11 protein-coding genes are annotated in these 15,138 nt (G+C 70.9%); 2 read left to right on the top strand and 9 right to left on the bottom strand.

Annotated elements, in window-relative coordinates; all coding sequences use genetic code 11:
• Positions 1 to 79 precede the first annotated feature (79 nt).
• Complete coding sequence (locus JYJ93_RS12475; RefSeq protein ID WP_206790172.1) at positions 80 to 2,044, top strand: LysM peptidoglycan-binding domain-containing protein; 1,965 nt, start codon at positions 80 to 82, stop codon at positions 2,042 to 2,044.
• A 227-nt stretch (positions 2,045 to 2,271) separates the two neighbouring features.
• Positions 2,272 to 3,075, top strand: a complete 804-nt coding sequence (locus JYJ93_RS12470) for a L,D-transpeptidase family protein (RefSeq protein WP_206790165.1) — start codon at positions 2,272 to 2,274, stop codon at positions 3,073 to 3,075.
• 4 nt (positions 3,076 to 3,079) lie between these two features.
• Here the strand turns inward: JYJ93_RS12470 and JYJ93_RS12465 are convergent, their stop codons facing one another.
• The 9 genes from JYJ93_RS12465 to JYJ93_RS12425 form a co-directional block, all read right to left on the bottom strand.
• Positions 3,080 to 4,837 (bottom strand): AAA family ATPase, encoded by a 1,758-nt coding sequence (locus JYJ93_RS12465; protein ID WP_206790164.1) that lies wholly within the window; start codon positions 4,835 to 4,837, stop codon positions 3,080 to 3,082.
• Positions 4,838 to 4,923: 86 nt separating this feature from the next.
• The gene (locus JYJ93_RS12460; protein WP_206790163.1) at positions 4,924 to 7,449 is read right to left on the bottom strand and encodes a serine/threonine protein kinase; all 2,526 of its coding nucleotides are present in this window, start codon (positions 7,447 to 7,449) and stop codon (positions 4,924 to 4,926) included.
• Between the two features lie 108 nt (positions 7,450 to 7,557).
• The gene (locus JYJ93_RS12455) at positions 7,558 to 8,331 is read right to left on the bottom strand and encodes a hypothetical protein (protein ID WP_206790157.1); all 774 of its coding nucleotides are present in this window, start codon (positions 8,329 to 8,331) and stop codon (positions 7,558 to 7,560) included.
• Positions 8,328 to 9,614: an ABC transporter permease gene (locus tag JYJ93_RS12450; protein ID WP_206790154.1), complete on the bottom strand. Its 1,287-nt coding sequence runs from the start codon at positions 9,612 to 9,614 to the stop codon at positions 8,328 to 8,330. Before JYJ93_RS12450 ends, JYJ93_RS12455 begins: the two co-directional genes overlap by 4 nt.
• A complete protein-coding gene (locus JYJ93_RS12445; protein WP_206790152.1) occupies positions 9,611 to 10,315 on the bottom strand; it encodes an ABC transporter ATP-binding protein in 705 nt (234 codons plus the stop codon). Before JYJ93_RS12445 ends, JYJ93_RS12450 begins: the two co-directional genes overlap by 4 nt.
• A complete protein-coding gene (locus JYJ93_RS12440; RefSeq protein WP_206790151.1) occupies positions 10,312 to 11,961 on the bottom strand; it encodes a hypothetical protein in 1,650 nt (549 codons plus the stop codon). Before JYJ93_RS12440 ends, JYJ93_RS12445 begins: the two co-directional genes overlap by 4 nt.
• Positions 11,962 to 12,079: 118 nt before the next feature.
• Positions 12,080 to 12,886 (bottom strand): hypothetical protein, encoded by an 807-nt coding sequence (locus JYJ93_RS12435; protein WP_206790149.1) that lies wholly within the window; start codon positions 12,884 to 12,886, stop codon positions 12,080 to 12,082.
• Positions 12,887 to 12,917: 31 nt separating this feature from the next.
• A complete protein-coding gene (locus JYJ93_RS12430; RefSeq protein ID WP_206790147.1) occupies positions 12,918 to 14,105 on the bottom strand; it encodes an ABC transporter substrate-binding protein in 1,188 nt (395 codons plus the stop codon).
• A 34-nt stretch (positions 14,106 to 14,139) separates the two neighbouring features.
• Positions 14,140 to 14,877: a PspA/IM30 family protein gene (locus tag JYJ93_RS12425; RefSeq protein WP_206790137.1), complete on the bottom strand. Its 738-nt coding sequence runs from the start codon at positions 14,875 to 14,877 to the stop codon at positions 14,140 to 14,142.
• Positions 14,878 to 15,138: the final 261 nt, after the last annotated feature.

Raw genomic sequence — 15,138 nt, 5'->3', positions numbered from 1 at the left:
ACTTGTTGTTTGACTGTCAAGAAAGCTGGCGAATACTGCGGGCTTCGCCTGCTTCTGGGCGACCTCGCCTGGCGTTCCCATGCCGCTTCCTCTGCTCCTGCTTGCCCTGGCCTCGGTTCCCTCCTCGCAGGGCGTGGCGCCGTCACCGGTGCCGCCGCCCGGCGTGCATGTGGTGACCTCCTCGCAGGCTCCCACGCTGACGGCGGACGGCAGCCTGGCCACGCCCCCCACTCCCATGGAGGAAGGCGAGGAGACGGAGGAGGTGGAGAACGAGTCCGCCGAGCTGGAGGAACTGCGCGCGCTGGAGGGCGCGACGTTGGATCCGGAGGCGAAGCCGAGCGCGGAGATGATGCAGTCGCTGCGGCGGCTGGGGCTGACGAACCCGTTGCGGCTGCGAATGTTGGACGCGCTGGAGGAGCCCACCTTCCGCGAGGACGACACCGCTCCGCCGCTGGCGCGCATCACCGACCTGGCGAACTTCGATATTTCGCAGGTGAAGGACCGCTACGACATCCCGGTGGACATGCAGCCGCGGGTGGCCGAGTACATCCAGTTCTTCCAGGGCCCCGGCCGCAAGTGGTTCCGCAAGTGGATGGCGCGCTCCACGCGCTACCTGCCGGTGATGCAGCCGATTCTTGAGGCGAAGGGCCTGCCCCGGGACACGGTGTACCTGGCGATGATTGAGAGCGGCTTCTCCGCGAACGCGTACTCGTGGGCGCACGCGGCCGGGCCGTGGCAGTTCATCTCCAGCACGGGCAAGCAGTACGGCCTCAAGCAGGACTTCTGGGTGGACGAGCGGCGCGACCCCATCAAGGCCACGCACGCGGCGGCGGCGTACCTGAAGGACCTCTACGGCGAGCTGGGCCACTGGTACCTGGCGTGGGCCGGCTACAACACGGGCTCGTACCGGGTGCGCAAGATGGTGACGCGCTACGGGACGAACGACTTCTGGGTGCTGGCGGAGGAGCCCGGGCTGGCGAAGGAGACGAAGCACTACGTGCCCAAGCTCATCGCCGCGGCGCTGGTGGCGAAGAACCCCACCGCGTTCGGCTTCTCCGAGGAGGAGTTCCAGTACGAGTCCACGCTGGAATACGACGAGGTGAAGCTCACGGACGCGACCGACCTGGACGTGGTGGCGCGCGCGGCCGGGGTGAGCGTGGCGGACGTGCAGGAGCTGAACCCGGAGCTCAAGCGCTGGTGCACGCCTCCGGCGACGGCCGCGAAGCCCTACACGCTGAAGCTGCCGCGCGGCACCACGACGCTCTTCGCGCAGAACCTGGCGAAGCTGTCGCCCGCGGACCGGCTGACGTTCCGGGTGCACACGGTGAAGAAGGGCGACACGCTGTCGCAGATTGCCCAGAAGTACGGCACGGCGGCGGAGGCCATCCTCCAGATGAACCGGCTGAAGAGCGCGCGGGTGCTGAAGGTGCGCGCGGAGCTGGTGATTCCGGTGCCGGCGAACGCGCGGGGTGGCAGCGGTGACGCGGGCGGTGGCGCGGTGGCGTCCGGCGCGCTGGCGGCGAAGGTGGCGCAGGCGCGGCGCAGCGGCGTGGTGGCGACGCGGCCGGAGGACGAGGTCCCGGCGGGCACGCCCCGTGGCCCCGTGGCGGCGGGCCCCGTGAAGACGGAGAAGGTGAACGGCAAGACGCGCATCACCTACGGCGTGCAGGAGGGCGACAGCCTCTGGCTCATCGCCAACCGCTTCCAGGTGTCGGTGGACGACCTGAAGAAGTGGAACAACCTGCCCAAGCGCAACCGCACGCTGTCGCTGGGCACGCTGCTCGCGGTGTGGCCGCCGGAGTCCAAGGGCGCGGCGCCGGCGAAGGTGGAGGAGCGCGGCGGCACCATCGTGGTGGCGAACGCGGTGGCGGGACAGGCGCCCGTGGGCCCCAAGGGCAAGGTGCACACGCTGGCCGAGGGCGAGACGCTCTGGTCGGTGTCGCAGCGCTACAACGTGTCCGTCGAGGACATCATGAAGTGGAACCACATCAAGGACCACCGCACGGTCCCCACCGGCAAGCTGCTGTCGCTGAGCGCGCCGTGACGGTGTGATGCGGCGGCCGGGACCTTGCAGTCCCCGCCGCCATGCTCGCATCCGCACTGCTTCGAGAGTCACCGCTTCTTCCCTCTGAAACACCTGGCGCGGGCGAGACCGCGCCAGCCCTGTCCGTCCTGCCCCGTGGAGTCGAACGTCCGGGGGACAGGACGGGGTCCGGGGGCAACTCGCTGACGCGCTTCAGCGGACCGGCTCCGACCGTGGGCCTGGGCGTCATGGAGCCTCCGGTCGGCTTCGCGGGCACGGCCTTTCCAACGGCAGGTGTCCTGGAGCATCCGCGCTTCGCCGGGTCGCCCCAGCTCGCGGACGTGGCGTCCGGCACGGTGGTGCTGGGCGCGGGCTCGAAGGGCGACGGGCTTCGCGCGGTGCAGGGCGCGCTCATGGACATGGGGTTCGCGCTGTACGGCGGCGCGGACGGACGCTACGGCCCGGACACGGCGCGCGCGCTCCGCAACTTGCAGGTGCATGCGGGCCTGCGCTCCAGCGGCATACTGGACGCCGTCACCCTGCGGGCCCTCGGGGCGCTCGCTCCGGCTCCGGGCGCACGGGGACAGTCGCGCGCCCTGCCCTCTCCGCTCTACGCGGGCCAGCCCGTGCGCGTGGTCATCGCGCTGCGCGAGCACCGCACGTTCCTCTTCGACCCGGAGGGGAAGCTCGTGGACATCTTCCCCAACGCGGTGGGCACCGCCGCCACGCCCACGCATCCGGGCCTCAAGGTCGTCCGCGCGAAGTTGGATCAGGTGGCCACCGAGGACGCGGGCGCGCGGCTGTGGAACGACCGGCACGTGTTCGGCGCGCGGCTCCTGGACCTGTCCTGGGCGGATGGACGGCGCAGCGGCGAGGAGTTGCACGGCACCAGCGCCCCCGCCCTGCTCGGGGGCGACGTGTCCCACGGCTGCATCCGTCACGCGAACGAGGACATCCTCGTCCTGCATGACGCGCTCGCCGTGGGCGACCGCATCGCGGTGGTGGAGACGCTCCAGGACCCGCACCTGGGCGTCCCCGTCACCGTGGGCTAGAGACTCACTGCTCTTCCAGGAGCATCTTCAGCTCCCGCACGCGCTTGCTGATGTAGTCGCGGTCCAGCTTGCGGAAGTTCTCCGGCAGGAGCGCCCGGCTGGTGCACTCCTGCACTGCCACCAGGTTCTGCATCTCGATCTCCAGCGGGTAGCTGGGCGGCACGAAGTCCGCCAGCACCGCGGCCAGGTCGTCCTTCGTCACCTGGTCGCGGCCCTCCGCCAGCGCGCGGAACTTCGAGCGCACCATCACCGCCTCGATGTCCGCGCCGCTGAAGGCGCGCACGCCGCCGGGGATGAGCGCGGCGAAGGACTCCACGCCCTCCACCGACACGCCGGTCTTCTTGCTCATCGCCTGGAAGAGCTCGTTCCGCTCCTCGTCCGTCTGCGGATAGAAGAGCGCGAGGTGCTCCTCCGCGCGGCCCTGGCGCTTCAGGTCGATGGGCAGCAGGTCCGGCCGCGCCGTCAGCAGGAACCAGACAATCTTGCCGCGGTACTGCGTGTTGCCCATGAAGGACGCGATGGAGCCGAAGATGCGGCTGCTCGTCCCGGAGTCCCCGCCGGAGTCGCGGTTGCCGAGGAAGGTGTCCGCCTCGTCCACCATCACCGCCACCGGCCACAGGGCCTTCAGCAGGTTGAAGATCTTCTCCAGGTTCGATTCCGTCACGCCCTGCCACTGGCTGCGGAAGTTCAGGAACTTCACCACCGGGATGCCAATCTCCCCGGCGAAGCAGCTCACCATGAACGTCTTGCCCGTGCCCACCGGTCCGCTGACCAGGTAGCCCATGGGCATGACCTCGATGCGGCCCTTCTTCAGCGCGGACGCTGCCTGACGCAGCATCTGCTTCGCGGGCGCGTGCCCCGCCACCGCGTCCAGCGTGTGCGCGGGCTCGATGAACTCCAAGAGGCCGTGGCACTCCGCCTGGATGAGCTCCTTCTTCTTCTCCTTGAGCAGCTCCGGAGTGATGCGCACCTCCCGCTCCAGCGCCTCCGTGAGCACGCGGTCCAGGTTGATGCGCGACAGGCCGGCCGTCATCTTCGCCAGGCCCGCGAGCGGCACCTCCGACACGGACTGGAGCTTCTTGCCCTCCAGCTTGGAGCGCACGTACTCCAGGCGCTCCTCCTCCGTGGGCAGCGGCAATTCAATGGGCGCCACGTACGGGTTGCGGCTGATGCGCGGCGACACGTCCGACAGGTTCTCCGCCAGGAGCACCACGGACACGTCGCCGGCCAGGAACTGCGGGTCGTGCGCCCACTTGTCCAGCGTGGCCACCACGAAGCGGTCCTCCGCGGACAGGTGGCTCATCTCCCCGCCGGGGACCAGGGTCTCCGCGTAGTCGATGATGAGCGCCATCGAGCGGCCCTCGCTCAGGCGCATGCGCAGGAAGTTCTCCAGGATCTGCAGCGCCCGGCCCGGGTCGCGCGGCAGGACCTTGGAGAAGTCCGTGCCGTACATGGCGTCGTAGCCCGTCATGGCCCGCGCCAGGTCCTTCTGCGTCTCCGGCGTCGCGGAGCGGATGCCCGACGAGCGGTCGTAGAAGAGGACGTGGTCGCGCCCGCCGAACAGCTCCTCCGACAGGAACGTCTTGAGCGTCCCGAAGCCGCGCCCGCCGTCCTCCAGCTGCAGGGGCTGCAAATCCCTCACGGCCCCGTACAGCAGGAAGGTGCTGACCGTCTTCGTGTAGTACTTGCGCGCCAGTTGCTGCGCCCACCGGGGCAGATCCGCCAGCGGATCCGCCTTGTTCACCTTACGCACCTTCGTCACGGACATCCCTCCGGCGCCGCTCCCCCCAGGGACATCCGGGGGGAGGACCCCCAGACTACCTCTTAAGCGTCAGGACCGCGGCGCCGCTAATCGCGGCAGCGCGCCTGCTTCTTCAAGGTCGCTTCCACCTTGAGCGTGGAACCCGCCGGGGACGGCGTGCCCACGGATACGTCCTCGTCCGCGTGGCATTTCGCCTTCAGCGTGAGCTCGCGCGTGCCCCACGGCACCCGGATGGTCGCCGGGGTGACGGCGCCCAGGTCCTTGTTGCCCTGGAAGATGGCCGCGCCCTCGGGCGTGGAGTCGACCCGGATCTCCACGGGCGCGCGCTCCAGGTTCGCCACCACGTCCAGGCTGTTGTTGTTCACGGCCATCTTCTTCACGAAGGGCAGGTAGCCGGCGGCGGTGACCTCCACCAGCGGGGTGTCGGAGCTGAGCGAGAAGTCGTTGAGCACCGACTCCCGGGAGCCGGGCTTCCGGGCGACTTGTCTGTCGATCTTCACCTCGGCGTCATCCGGCTGGGTCTTGAAGATGACGACCACCGAGCGCGCCTGCCGCTTGAGGGCCACCGGCACCTGCGTGGCGTTGGTGCCCTCTGCCACCATGACGGACTGGTTGAAGGCCTCGTAGCCGTCCGCGGTCACCACCACCAGCACGTTGCCCACGGCCATGGGCTTGAGGACGAAGCCGTTGGAGGGGAACTTCTCCGGAGGCCCCGCGTTGATGGACACCATCGCGCGGTCCTTCGCCTCCTGCGTCTTGAGCTCCACCATCACGTAGCCCTGCGCGGGCTTGCTCGGGGAGAAGACCAGGGCCACGCCCACCAGCATGAACAGCGACGCCAGACCCACGGCGCCGTAGAGCAGCCGCTTGTCCAGGCCCTTCAGGCCCATGCCCCGGGCGGGAGCCTCCTGCTCGGGCGCGTTCTTCTGGCGGGCTTCCTTCGCGGGCGGACGCGGCGCGTTCCCGTTGTTGAGGACGGGGGGCGCGGGCGGACGCGGGGGCGCGGGCATCGGCTCCGGAGGGGAGTCCGCCCGGTGCAGGCGCTGCGGCGGGCCGTCGTTGCCCCGGTTCGGCGTCGGCCGGGGCGCGGGCGCGTCGTTGGACATCAGCGTGGGGACGTTGGTCAGCGACGGACGCGGCGGCGCGGCGGTCAGCACCGGCGCGCTGTTCTGCGACAGGCGCGGCGGCCCCGGAGGCAGGGACGAGGGCGGCGGGATGACGGCGGTGCGGCCCGCCACGTCCTCCTCCCCGTCGTCCGCGGGCGCGGCCGGGGACTCCAGCGGCGTGACGGCGCGGCCAATGGCGGCGCCCGGCTGGGTGGTGGGCTCCGGCGCGTCGTTGAAGACGGCGTCGCGGTCCACCATCTGCGTCGCCAGCTCCTCGTCCTCCTTGGGCGAGGGCGCGGCGGGCGCGGCGGTCAGCTTGGGCAGCGCCGCGAGCGTGGGCGAGCGGCGAGCCCCCTGCCCGGTGCCACCGGAGTTGGAGGCGCGCGGCGGCGGCGCGGACACGGGCTCCACGGCGGGCGCGGAGGGCGCCACCGCCGGGATGTTGGTCATGCTCTGCGTGGGCACCGGGGACGGGCCGCTGAAGCCCGCCTCGATGGCCGCGAGCATGCCGTCCGGCGCGCGGATGTCCGCGTACTCGGCCAGGCGCTGCTTCTCGCGCTCCACCTCTTCGGCGAACGTGGACTTCATGTACTGCATGAGGTCCTTGCGGCCGAAGATGGAGTCGTTCGTCAGCAGGAAGCGCTGGAGGTCGTCGCCCAGCTCGCTGGCGTACTGGTAGCGCTCCTCCACGTCCTTCGCGAGCGACTTGAGGACGATTCGCTCCAGCGCCTCCGGGATGCGCCGGTTGTACGTGGACGGCGACGGCACCTCCGCCTTGCGCACCTTCTCCAGCACGCTGAAGTCGCTGTCGCCCACGAAGAGGCGCTCGCCGGTGAGCATCTCGTAGAGGCAGACGCCAATGGCGAACACGTCCGAGCGGCGGTCCAACGGCAGGCCGCGGATCTGCTCCGGGCTCATGTAGCCGAACTTGCCCTTGAGGATGCCGGCCTGCGTCTTCGTCGCCTTGCCCGCCGCCTTCGCGATGCCGAAGTCGATGACCTTGACCTCGCCCTCGAAGGACACGAGCACGTTCTGCGGCGAGATGTCGCGGTGGACGATGTTGAGGTCGCGCCCCATCCCGTCCTTCTTGCGGTGGGCGTAGTCCAGGCCCTCGCACATCTTCGCCACGCAGAAGGCGACGAGCGGCACGGGCGCGGGCTCACCCTTCTTCCGGCAGCGGTCGAAGATGGCCCGCATGTCCTTGCCGGGGATGTACTCCATCGAAATGAAGTAGCTGCTGGCGATCTGCCCCAGCTCGTAGATCTGCGCGATGTTGGCGTGGGTCAGCTGGACGCTGATCTTCGCCTCATCGATGAACATCGAGATGAATTCTTCATCCTCGGCGATGTTCGGCAGGATGCGCTTGATGGCGACGAGCCGCTCGAAGCCGCTGGCGCCGAACTGTTTGCCGCGCCAGACCTCCGCCATGCCGCCGATGTTGACGCGGTCCAGGAGGAGATACTTCCCGAACGGGATGGGTTGCCGCTTCGGTTGAGAGGTCGTCACTGTGTGTGGGGGTCGAGTCCTTGCAGGGAGCCTATCGATCGCGGCTCCAAAGGGTCAACCGCGCGCGCGGACCTATTTCCGCCCGCTTGCTCCCCAGGCGACCCCGACTCAGGGCGAAGGGGACGTCGCCGCGCCCCCATCCAGCGTGGGGATCTCCAGATCAATCCCCGGAATGCCCTCGTTCTCCTCCTCGGGCTCCGCGGGGAGCGGGGCGCGCACGACGGCGAAGCGCGGCTCTCCCCGGTGGGAGAGCACGGCGGGCGCACCAAAGCGCACCTCGGCGGGCAGCCCCACCAGCGTCACCCAGGCCTGCTTGCCATCCCGGGCCACGCAGTAGAGCAGCGTGCCGGCCCGGGCGCCGGGCGCGTCACGGACCGGGCCCTCGCAGTCCGTGCGCACCTGGAGTGTATAGGCCGGCACCGGCGTGCCGCGCTCCAGGTACGGCGGCGAGCCCAGCGCGTCCACCAGGGGCTGTAGCACCTGGGATCGCGAGGGCACGGCCTCCACGGTGGCCCGCTTCTGGGCCTCGCCCTGGAAGCGCTGCAGCGCCACGGCGGCCATCTCCGGCGAGTCCAGCGGCGTGCGGCCCTCCGCCAGCACCAGGTCCAGGAAGAGCGCCATCACGAGCAGGATGGGCAGGAGCCGGTAGCCCTTGAAGCCCTCGGGCTTCTTTCGCAGCGCTCCCGCGACGAAGACAGCCAGCCCCACGGCCGCGAGCCCCAGCACGACGCTGGCGCGCACGGTGGACGGCGGCGTCAGGAGCGCGGAGACCGCCTCGGTCCGGGCGCGCAGCCCATCCGAGAGGTCGCCCCCGTAGATCCACCCGAGCGCCCCCAGGCACAGGATGTTGGTCAGGAGCGACTTGCGCGAAGGGCCGCTCATCCCGCCAGCGTCCTCGCCGGATCCGTGGCGGCGGCGCGGCGGCTGGGGAAGTAGGCCCCGGCGAGCGCGGCCACGAGCCCCAGGAGCACGCCGCCCAGCACCACGGTCACGGGGAAGGAGAAGAAGCTCTCCGGCTTGAAGGGGAAGTTGGGCAGGTAGCCCTTCGCGAGCCGGTCCACGATGAAGGCCAGCACCAGCGCAGCCGCCGTGCCCGCCGCGCCGCCCAGCACGCCCACCACGCCGGCCTCCGCCAGCACGATGGCGCGCACGTCCGCGCGCGAGGCGCCCACCGCCTGCATCACGCCAATCTCCTTGGCCCGCGCGCGCACGGACGAGGACATGGCATGGGCGATGTTCACCGCCGCCAGCACGCAGATGAGGATGGAGAGCAGCGCCAGCGCGGACGTGGTGAGCGCCACCGCCGCGCCCGCGTTCTCCGCCAGCCGGCGCTCCTGATCATCGATTTCGAAGCCCATTCCCTTCACCGCCTCCACCAGCTCCGGGACGCGGGAAGGGTCCGCCGCCACCAGCGTGACGCCGGAGTAGCTGTCCGCGTCCGCGCCGGAAGCGCGGTTGATGCGCACCGCCGTGTCCAGGGGGATGGTGATGCCCGCGAGCATGGCCCGGTCGGACGCGCCCACCACCTGCGCCTGCTGCGTGGTGCTGGGCCCGCCGGACGTGGCCGCCACGTAGGAGCGGTTGAACTCCACCGGGAAGCCGAAGCCGATGAGCATCTCCGCGGACAGCTGCGGCAGCTTGCGAGCGGGCGCGAACGTCTTGTTGTACAGCTCCAGGAGGCGCGTGGAGATGAGCGCGGGGATGGCCTTGCCCTCGCCCGGGTCCTTGAAGTCCTTCGCCTCCGGCAGCCCCACGTCCTTCTGCACCAGGCCGGGGTCCACGCCCACCGCGAGCACCTCCATGCCCATGCGCAGGCGCGAGCCGAAGAACACGCCGTCGTAGCGCGTCACCGCCGGCACGCGGACGTTCATCTTCCGGTACGTCGTCTCCACGCCGGGCAGCGCGGCCAGGCGCTCCACCGCGGCCGAGTCCAGCTTGCCGCCGCCCAGGAGGCCCAGCGACACCGACGGGGGCACCACGTCCACCAGCCGCGAGTCCGTGGGGAAGATGCGCTCGCGGATGACGCGCCCCACGCCCAGCCCCAGGCCCACGAAGAACACCAGCGCGCCCACGCCCATGGCCACGCCGAAGGCGGAGAAGAACGCGCCCTTGCGCTCGCGCGCGAGGGATAACCTCACCAGTCGCGACAGTGCGTCGAACCTCACGGGGCACCTCGCGACGCCAGGGACTGCGACGTGGGGGTTTCCTCCACCAGCCGCGCGTCCTTGAGCCGCAGCACCCGCCGCGCCACCGCGCTCATGCGCTCCTCGTGGGTGACGGTCAGCACCGTGAGCCCTTCCTTGTGCAGCTCCTGGAAGAGCTGGATGACGCCCGCGCCGGTGGCCGCGTCCAGGTTGCCCGTGGGCTCGTCGCACAACAGCAGCTTCGGGCCGCCGAAGAGGGCCCGGGCGATGGCCACGCGCTGGCGCTCGCCGCCGGACAGCCGCACCGGCGCGCGGTCCTGCTTGGCGCCCAGGCCCACGCGCTCCAGCAACTGGCTCGCGCGCTTGCGCCCATCCGGCGTGGCCGGACCGAAGTGCGAGGGCAGCAGCACGTTCTCCAGCGCGGACAGGTTGGGGATGAGGTGGAAGGACTGGAAGACGAAGCCCACGTGCGTGTTGCGGAAGCGCGCCAGCTCCTTGTCGCGCAGGCCGGTGAGCTTCACGCCGCCCACCTCCACCTGCCCCTGGTAGTGCACGTCCAGGCCGCCCAGCAGGTGCAAGAGCGTGGACTTGCCGCTGCCGGACGCGCCCACCACCGCGACGAAGTCCCCGGCCTCCACGTCCAGCGACACGCCGTCGAGGACGCGCACGCGTGAGCCCTCGCCGTCCTCGTACTCCTTCACGACATCGCGCGCGTGGATCAAGGCGTGGCCGGGGTCGTCGTGGTGGTCGCGGGCGCGGGCGTCAGCCGCAGGGAGATTTCGGCCTGGAGCGCCTTGTCCTTGCGCGACAGGGCCATCGTCACCGCGCGCAGGTCGTCCGTGGCGTCCAGCCAGCGCACCGTGGTGGCCTTGATGGCGAAGCCGCCAATGCCCCACGCGGCGGAGGGCAGCGCCTTGACGGCATCCGCCAGCCGGCGCAGGTCCAGGAGCACCACCAGCGCGGCGTCCTTGCCCACGGACTTCAGGTCCTCGGACACGGGGCCCGTGCCGGCCGGCTGCGCGAGCGAGGCCAGGGTGGACTCCAGGCGCGCACGGGGCGCCGCGAGCAGCAGCTTGCCGTCCTTGGACAGCGCGAAGTGCGCGCCTTCGCCCGCGCGGTACGACGTGAGGTACGCCTTCTGGCCGCCCACGTCCGTGGGCTCCACCTTCGCGCCGAAGCCGCCCGCGAAGCCGGGCACCTTGTCCAGCGTGGCCTGCCCCTTCGCCACGTCCTTCACCTCCGCGAGCGCCACCAGGTTGACGAAGCGGAAGGGGTTGGTGCGCCGCAGGTCCAGGTCCGGCATGCCCGAGGACAGGTTGACGTTGGGCGCCAGCGACAGCGCGAGCACCATGCCCGGCTTGAGGTTGTCCAGCACCTCCGTCTTCACGTCGAAGCCCGCCTGCTGCACCGCGCGCGTCACCTGCGAGCCGGCCAGGTACGGCCACACGCCATCCAGTTGCGCCGGGTCGCCGCGGAAGCGCGCCACGAAGAAGCTGTCCTGCGGCAGCCAGCCCGTGAGCGCCTCACCGCCCTTGGGCTCCAGCGCCGCGAGCGACGCCTGCGTGTCCGGCCATGGGGCATCCGCGCGCAGCGTCACCGCGCGCTCCTCGATGTGGCCCGTGAAGGTGATGCCCTGCACGCTGCCCGCGGGCAAAAGGCCCATGCCGCCCGGCAGCCACACGTGGAAGTCGCGGTCGCCGGAGAGCCGCTTGAGGGACGCCTCCAGCACCGGCTCCTTCGAAAGCGACTGCTCCTCCGGCAGCGCCGCCAGCTCCGGCAGCCGCGACACGGACGCGCCCGCGGACAGGAGCACCAGGTCGTGCTTGAGGAAGAGCATGCCCAGCATGGGCGTGGTGGAGCCCGGACGGTTGAAGGTGACGAGCCGCCCGGCGTCCACCTTCTCGTCCTTCTCCTCCGTCGCGCCCAGGCGCGTGCGGGCGAAGGTGGCGAAGGTCGTCTTCAGCTTGTCCGCGTCCTTCACGCCCAGGACGGACACCGCCTGCGTGCCGCCGAGGAACGCCGCGCCCGCGCCGCGCTTCGGGTCGATGCCCGCGTCCTCCAGCGCCTTCCTGCTGCGCAGGTCCACGCCCACCTGCCGCATCACCGCGGACACGTAGCGCTCCGCGGAGGGGAAGTTCTGCAGCTGCGCGACGAACGAGGCCACCTTGAGGTTCTGGAAGCGCGCGAGCTTCTCGCCCAGCGTGCCCAGGTCGTCGATGACGACGGCCGCCTGCGCGGTGCGCGGCAGGTAGCGCGACACGCCCCGGGGCGAATCCGCGGGCCCGGCCGCCTCCTTCCCGCAGCGCGAGCAGCCGGCGAACACGACCAACAGCAGGAGCAACGGAAGGAACCCAACGCGGCGGAGCATGGGCGGCAGGACAGGATGCCTGCGGCGGAGAGTCAATCTATTCGTGCGCCGTCACCGGCCCCTGCCAGGGCCGCAAGGTGCCACGGTGAACAGGTGCCCGGCCGGGCCCGTGCCCGCCCTACCGCACGCGCGTGCCGCCGTGCGGCAGGGGCGAGGCGATCTCCTCGGTGAAGTCGAGGAAGCGCTCCATCTGGCGCACGGTCTCGTCCGTGGCCTCCGTCTCCGCGGAGAGCACGTCCAGCTGACGGTTGACGCTCTCCGGGTCGCGGATGGCGATGGACTGCTCGTGCGTCAGGCGCATCAGGTCCTCGATGCCGGCCAGCTGGTGGCTCACCACCTCGCGGCTCTCGCCCGCCTGCTCGAAGCGCATCAGGCGCTTGCGCAGGATCTCCACCCGCTTGCCCTTCACGTCCTTGAGGCGCGGGTTGGCCTCGCCCGCGACCTCCGCCTCCAGCGCCGCCACCTCGGAGGTGAGGTGCTCCCGGTCGGACCCGCTCAGGTACGTGCGGTACTGGTTGAGCGCGGAGATGAGCCGCAGGAAGGACGTGAGCAGCGCGTCCAGCTTGGGCTCGCTGTCCGCCGCCAGCACCCGCCCGCCGGGCAGCTTGCGGTAGTTGGCGAGGATCTTCTCCTTCAGCCCCACCAGCTGCTGGTAGTGGTCGCGCTGCGACGGCGCCAGGTCCGCCAGCAGCGCGTCCACCGCCGCGCGCGCGGCCTCCGGGTTGTCCGGCTGCTGTGAGCGCACGACGCGCTGGAAGCGCTTCATGGATGACAGGACGGCCAGGTAGACGCCCTCCACGCCCAGCGCCACCATCATGGGCAGCGGCTCCTGCGTCACGGCGCTGGACATGGCCGCCGTTGTCAGCCCCACCAGGTTGGCCGGCAGGAGGAACGCGGCCTTGATGTAGTTCGGTGTCTTCGCCACGTCCGACTCCCCTTCCCTCTTCCGGCCCGCTTCAGGGCCCCCGCGCCTCGGAGACGTACTTCAGCGCGCCCAGGTCCCGCGTGTCCTCCGCCGGTGGGGGCGCGTTCCCGCGCTTGAGCTTCTGGAAGAGCGCCGCGGCGCTCTGGAAGAGCTCGTCATAGGTAACCGGCGCCTCGCCGGAAAGTCCGAAGAAGGCCCGATTGTCCGCCAGTGTCGCCGGCGGAGCGCTGCGGATGGCCTCCGTGGGGTCGCCCAGGTAGGGCGCCACCTCGCCCAGCAGCCTCGCCCCGGCGGCCGGGTCCTTGAGCACGCCCTGCCCCGCGTCCAACAGCCCCCGCAGCACCCGCCGCACCGCGTCCGGGTAGCGCGCCGCGAAGTCCCCCCGGGCCACCAGCACCGTGGCCAGCAGGTGCGGGGCGTCCGCCGTGGTGGCCAGCACCTTGCCGCCCCGGTCCCGCGCCGCCAGTTCCACGTCGCCCCAGAGCCCCACCACCACGTCCGCCCGCCCCTCCCGGAGCGCCCGTCCGGCGTCCAGCGTGGAGGGCAGGTCCACCCAGCGCACGTCGGAGGTGCGGAGCCCCGCCCGCGCCAGCACCCACAGGGCGAAGTAGTGCGACGAGCCGCCCGGATACACGCCCACCCGCTTGCCGCGCAGGCTGGCCAGGTCCGGCACGCCCACCGCCGCCATGGCCTCCTGGCCCCGGCTGCGCCCCACGAGCAGCACCGTGCGCGGCGCCGCGTCCCTCAAGGTCGGGGCCCACGACGCGAGCCGGTCCACCGACAGGGCCGCCATGTCCACGCCGCCATTCTCCGCGCCCACCGACAGGGCCTGCTTCAGCTCCTCCTCGCGCGCGAAGAGCACCGCGCGGGCGTCCAGGGCATAGGCCGTCTTGAGCAGCCCCTGCGCGGCGCCCGGGGGCGTGGCGGGGTTGTCCAGGGTGGTGGCGCCACCGGTGGCCACGAGCAGCGCGGAGGCGGAGCCGCGCGGGGTGAAGCCGATGAGCACGGGCCGCAAGGGCACCGACGCCACGTCCGCCACCGGGGCCGCGACGCCCGCCGGGAAGTCGCCCGGGGACAGCCGCACCGCTTCACGGGTGGAGGGGAAGAAGCGCGCCTGCAGGCGGTCGAGGTAACCCGCCCGCGAGGCGAACACGTACCCCGCGCCCAGGACACAGAGCGCGAGGAAGAGAAAGAGGCCGGGTCCGCGGTGCAGCTTCATCCGTGTGCGCCGGCCCCTTTCATGGGCGAAAGACCTACTTGATCTCCACCTTCTTGCCGATGGTCTTTTCCGGACCCGCGCCCACGTCCGACACCGGCGCGGGGCTGTCCAGGAGGCCCATCTCCATCTTCATCTGCTTCACGAGCTCGTTGGCCTGGAGCTTCTCGGCCTCCTCCTCGATGAGCGCGCCCTGGTGGTCCACCGTGTCGAGCGCCATCTGCATGCGCGCCTCGTTGATGGCCGTCTTCTCCTGCACCTTGCGCAGCATCTCGTCGTGGGTGGAGTCCACGCCCGCGACGGTGAAGGACTCCATCGTGTCCGCGACCTTCGCCTGCCACTTGGCGCGGCGCGCGTCCCGGATGGCGTTCATCGCCTCGTGGGTCTTCTTGTCCTTCTCCCGCATGAACGCCTTCTTGACGTTCAGCGCCTTCTCGTAGGCCTGCTTGGCGATCTCCAGCTGCTGCTCGTTGCGGCCGAGCGCCTCCTTCTCCGCCTGCAGCTTGGTCGCATAGGTGCCGGCCAGGTCGTCACGGCCCGCCTGGATGGCGGCCTTCACCTTGGCGGTCAGCTCCCGCACGTCCTGCTGGTACTTCTGGTTCTCCTTCTCGAGCAGGGTCACATTCGCCCGGACCATGGCGATGGACTCATTCATCTTGGGGACCTGATCATTCAGGTCACGGATGTTCTGCTCGAGAATCAGCTCCGGATCCTCGATGGAGGAGACGAAGAAGCCCGCGAAGCTCCGCATCGCTCTCTTGAATCGCTGCCACATGTCGGCTCTCACCTCCGCCTGTGCGTAATCCCAGTCACCTTACACGAACTCCGCCGCCCACAAGCATCCCGCCGCAAGGCGCGTGTCACCGTGACTACGCCCGCCCGGAGCGGATGATTGCCCCCGGGGCCACCGCCGCCCGGCCACCGCCCGCCAGCCCGGCCGGGTCCAGGGCCACCGGCCGGCCCCCGCCAGCCACTCCCCGTCCCTTAAAGGGTCCGCCCGGGGTCGCGAAAGACGTTGCGGCCATGAACTTGCCGG

This window comes from Corallococcus sp. NCSPR001 (assembly GCF_017309135.1).
In the GTDB taxonomy this organism is placed as follows: domain Bacteria; phylum Myxococcota; class Myxococcia; order Myxococcales; family Myxococcaceae; genus Corallococcus.
This window is presented reverse-complemented; position numbering and strand designations above follow the sequence as displayed.